General features: G+C 62.1%; 3 protein-coding genes. All 3 read right to left on the reverse strand.

Features of this window, described 5'->3' with window-relative positions; genetic code table 11:
- Window positions 1–193: 193 nt before the first annotated feature.
- From VEZ52_RS01095 to ybgF, 3 genes are read right to left on the reverse strand one after another with little or no spacing between them, the layout of a single operon-like run.
- Window positions 194–1,315, reverse strand: coding sequence for a tyrosine recombinase XerC (locus tag VEZ52_RS01095; protein WP_324835166.1), 1,122 nt, complete (start codon window positions 1,313–1,315; stop codon window positions 194–196).
- The gene (dprA, locus tag VEZ52_RS01100) at window positions 1,312–2,679 is read right to left on the reverse strand and encodes a DNA-processing protein DprA (protein WP_324835167.1); all 1,368 of its coding nucleotides are present in this window, start codon (window positions 2,677–2,679) and stop codon (window positions 1,312–1,314) included. Before dprA ends, VEZ52_RS01095 begins: the two co-directional genes overlap by 4 nt.
- A 42-nt stretch (window positions 2,680–2,721) precedes the next feature.
- The gene (ybgF, locus tag VEZ52_RS01105) at window positions 2,722–4,083 is read right to left on the reverse strand and encodes a tol-pal system protein YbgF (protein ID WP_324835168.1); all 1,362 of its coding nucleotides are present in this window, start codon (window positions 4,081–4,083) and stop codon (window positions 2,722–2,724) included.
- Between the last annotated feature and the right edge of the window lie 282 nt (window positions 4,084–4,365).

Below are 4,365 nucleotides of genomic sequence, written 5' to 3' on the forward strand. Positions count from 1 at the left end.
GCGGACATGACAGTCTCTCCTTCCGGTATTGTTCGGGTATGCGGTTCAGTGCGACCGCTTTGTTCTCTTTAGCACAAAGTCCTGTCCATGCCAAGGTCTTCGCACAAAAAAACCCGAAACAGATTAGTGGACACTCTACCCCACAAAACACATCTGCTTGAAAATAAACAATATTTTTAACTTAGTGATTTTTTTATTTTTTCGTCGCCTTGGGATGGGCCTTGTCGTAGGCTTCCATCAAATGCTCAAGGCTTACCTGCGTATAGCGCTGGGTGGTGGTCAATCTGCGGTGTCCCAGCAGCTCCTGCACGCTGCGCAGGTCGGCCCCTGCCGAGAGCAGGTGCGTGGCAAACGAATGGCGCAGGCTGTGCGGCGACACTGTAAAATCCAGCCCGGCCCGGCGGCACAGGCGCTCCACAATGCGCGCGGCCTCCCTGCGGTTCAGGCGCGAACCGCGTGAACCCACAAACAGGGCCTGTTCTTCGGGCAGGGCCAGGAGCGGGCGTTCGTCAAGCCAGGCCTTGAGGCTCTCGCACGATGTGTCGGAAAGCGGCGCAAGCCGTTCACGCGAGCCTTTGCCCATAACGCGCAATACGCGCGATGAAAGCTGCACATCATCAATATTGAGGCCAAGAGCCTCTGAAATGCGCAGGCCAGAACCATAGAGCAGTTCCGCCAGAGCAAGGTCGCGGCACAGCAGGCGCGCGGATTCGGCGCTCTCTGCCCCTGCCTGGCCATGCTCCGCATCCAGCAAGGCAAAGGTTTCGTCCACATTCAGGGCGCGGGGGTGGCGTTTTTCCTGCCGGGGATTGCGCACCTGCGCGGCCACATTTTCTGTTACCACACCATTGCGCTGTTGAAAACGGAAGAATGAACGCACAGCCGCCAGTTTTCTGGCCATGGAGCTTTTGGCCTCGCCCTGACGGAACAGCCAGGCAAGATAGGCCTGCACGTGCCGGCGGGTGACGGTTTCGGGCCTTCCGAGGTCAGCATCCTGCCCGCGCAGAAATTCGATGAGTTGCGCAAGGTCGCTGCCGTAGGCTTTGAGCGTGGCGGGCGAAGCGCCCTTCTGCACTTCCATCCAGGCCAGAAAGGCATCGACAAAAAGCTTTGCCCTATCGGGGCCGGGTTTGCGCTGCCCGCCAGCGGCCTGTTCCTGCGTGTTTGCAGAGGCTGCCTCGGTCAACGAGCCTTGCGTTTGCTTGCCCGCAGTTTTTTTGCGCGCTGTCGTTTTGGCACTGGCAGCACCGTTCCCTGCCTTTGGGCTGGAGGTCGCGCCGATCGGGCCTTTTTGCCCGCCCTGCCCTCTGCTCATGCCGTCACCTCATAGCGCGCGCCGGGCAGACGCCGCACCTTGCCCAGCATCTCAAGCCCCACAAGCGCGGCATTTGCCGCCGCAGAGCTCAGCCCTGCGGCATCAGCCAGAACATCTGCATGGGTGGGGCCGTGCTGACGCAGGTACTCAAGCAGACCAGCGTTGCCATCGGCGGCAGCGGCGTTTTCCGCAGCGGCGCGCTCGCCCTCGTTGAGGGGCTGCACTGTGCCTGCCTCGCTGCTGGCATCATCTATAATGGTTCCATTTTCGCTGGCGCGCTCCCCGTTTGGAGCATCCAGCCCATGGGTCTTGGCCCTGCCGGGCTTACCAGCCGCAACACCCCGGCTTGCGGCACTGGATTCTGATACTTTGGGTGATTCCGGCGCGGGCGCATCCTCCAGCAGACCTTCTTCTTCACCAGGCACATCGACCTCGCTGATGCCAAAGGGCCGCAACTGCTCTGCAAGATCGCGCAACACGTCCTCGGCGCTGAATACGGCATGCGCGCCCTGACGCACCAAATCCTGACAGCCAAGGCAATGGGCATCCAGCGCAGGCCCCGGCACGGCGTACACTTCGCGGTTTTGCTCAAGCGCCAGCCGCGCCGTGATAAGGCTGCCCGAACGCTGGGCGGCCTCCACCACCAGCACGCCCAGCGAAAGCCCGCTGATGATGCGGTTGCGGATGGGGAAATTGCCCGCATGCGGCAGCGTACCGGGCGCGAATTCAGAGATCAGCAGGCCCCGGCGCTCCATTTCATCAAAAACAGTCATGTTGCCAACGGGATAGAGCATATCAATGCCTGTTCCCAACACGCCGATGCTGCGCCCAATGCGCGCAAGGGCGGCCTCATGGGCAACCCTGTCTATGCCCAGCGCCATGCCGGAAACAATGGCAATGCCGCAGGCCGAAAGGCAGCGCGCCATGTATTCGGCCACAGACCTGCCATGTTTGGTGGCCTTGCGCGAGCCAACCACGGCAAAACCCGGTGATTGCAGCAGGGAAAGATCGCCCCGGCAATAGAGCAGCAGGGGCGCATCAATAACCGGGCGCAGCAGCACAGGATATTCAGGGTCTGTCCACAGAACTATGGATGCGGCAAGATCGCGGGCGCGGTCCCATTCTTCCCTGGCAGTGACACGCCACGAACCCGTAGCAAGTTCGGCGGCCTGCCCCTTGTTGACGCCCGCCTCATGCCAGAGTTCACGCGCCTGCACGGCGGCGTAGGCCGAGCCAAAGTGCCGCGCAAGGCGTGCGGCAGAACGCGCGCCCAGCCCACGGCAGTGCCGCAGGGCAAGGCTGGCCCAGTATTCCTTGCGGGCGGCCTCGTCCATGACTGCCAGAGTTTTACACGGCTGGCTCATGCCGCCACCGCTGTGTGGCCCAGCGCCGCTGCAAAGCCCATTCTATCGGGCCAGACCGCGCGACCGGGCAAGCCCCGCCGCTTCTGAGTTGGGAAACTGCGACAGCAGCTTTTTATACGCCTGCGCGGCTCCTTCCTTGTCGCCCATGCGGCTCAGGGTCATACCTGTTTTCAGCAGGGCATCGGCATTCTTGTGATGGCGAGGCCACTGGCTGTTGACCTTTTCAAACTGGGCCAGCGCGTCCTTGTACTTGCCCTGTGCGTAGTATCCCTCGCCAATCCAGTATTCCGCATTGGCGGCAAAGCGGCCCTGGGGATATTCCTGCAAAAAAGTCTGAAAACGGCCAATACTGTCTGCGGCCCGGCCAGACATGGCAGGCTGCAAGGCTGCCTTGTATGCGGCCTCCTCACCCTTGCCGCTCTTGGGCAAGGCTGCGGACGGTTGCGCCGGAGCTTGCGGCTGGGCTTGCGCCGTAACAGCAGGCGTAGCGGCAGCGCTTGCCGCCGAAGCTGGAGCCGAAGCAGATGCAGGGGCAGCAGCGGCTTTGGCAGCCTTGCCCTTTGCGCCGTTTTTGGCGGCTGCATCCCCAGGCAAGGGCGGCAGGCCCAGCCCCGGATGCTCGGGCGGCAGGGCAAGGTCGGAGACCGGCACAGAAGGCACGGGAACATCAGGGTTGCCCCCGGCTGCGGCAACTGGCGGCAGCATGGGCTGAACCGCTCCCTTTCCGGCAGTGGACGCCGCAGGGGGAGACGCTGCCTCGGGCGGCAGGGCGAAAGATGCAGCGGATCCGGCAGGCGCAGCACCTGCCGCGCCCTTGGCGGCGGCTTGCGGCTTTTCTGCGGGGCTTTGCGGAGCAGCAGCCTTTGGCGCAGGGGCTTTTTCCGCAGGAATTTTGGGCATTGCCTCAGCTTCAGCCCTGGCGGCCTCACGCGGGGCCGCAGCGGGAATCGGCCTGATTGTGGCGGCAGGATCAATAGCGCGGGCGTTGGGCGTTGCGGAATTTGCCGATGCGGCACTAGCTGCGGGCTGGCTTGCGGGATTGACTGCGGGGCGCTCGGGGCTGCTGGTCGCAACCGGGCCATGCGCGGTAAGCTGGGCGCTTTCCGGCTGGGCAGGCGCAACCACTGCGCTTTTGTGGGGCTGCGGCGGAATAATGGGCACCACGGTCATGCCGGTTTTTTGTCCGCCACGGGTGCGCACTTCGTAAACCCTGTTATTGAGCTGGGCAACCTGGGTATCAAGCGTGTTTACGCTATGCTCCAGCGTGCGCAACCGCTGGTCGGTCTCGCGCAGCAGCTTCTGGTTGGTTTCGCTGGTCGATTCCACCTGACGCATTTTGTCAGAAGAAGCGCACCCGGCAACCAGCGCAACGCAAGCCAACGGCACAACAATCAGTGTTTTCATCCCGGTCTCCAGCACAAGAGCATTCTTGCGTTGAAATATCGCTCAATGCATCAAAAGCCCGCAACAGACGCCCATCAAAAAAATTTCGGCCCGACCTTGCCGCTTGCCCGGCTGCTATGGCTGCCAGAACTGCAAACGCATAAGCCCATCAACCTGCCAACCTTTCTTGTGCCTCAACCCCGGCCATATTTCAAGAACTCTTGCAGCGGCAGCGTTTTTCAGGCAAGAACAGGCTTGCTCACGCTCGTACTACATAACAGATACGGACAACCGGAGCATCGC

It is taken from the genome of Desulfovibrio sp. (assembly GCF_035644575.1).
In the GTDB taxonomy this organism is placed as follows: Bacteria; Desulfobacterota; Desulfovibrionia; order Desulfovibrionales; family Desulfovibrionaceae; genus Desulfovibrio.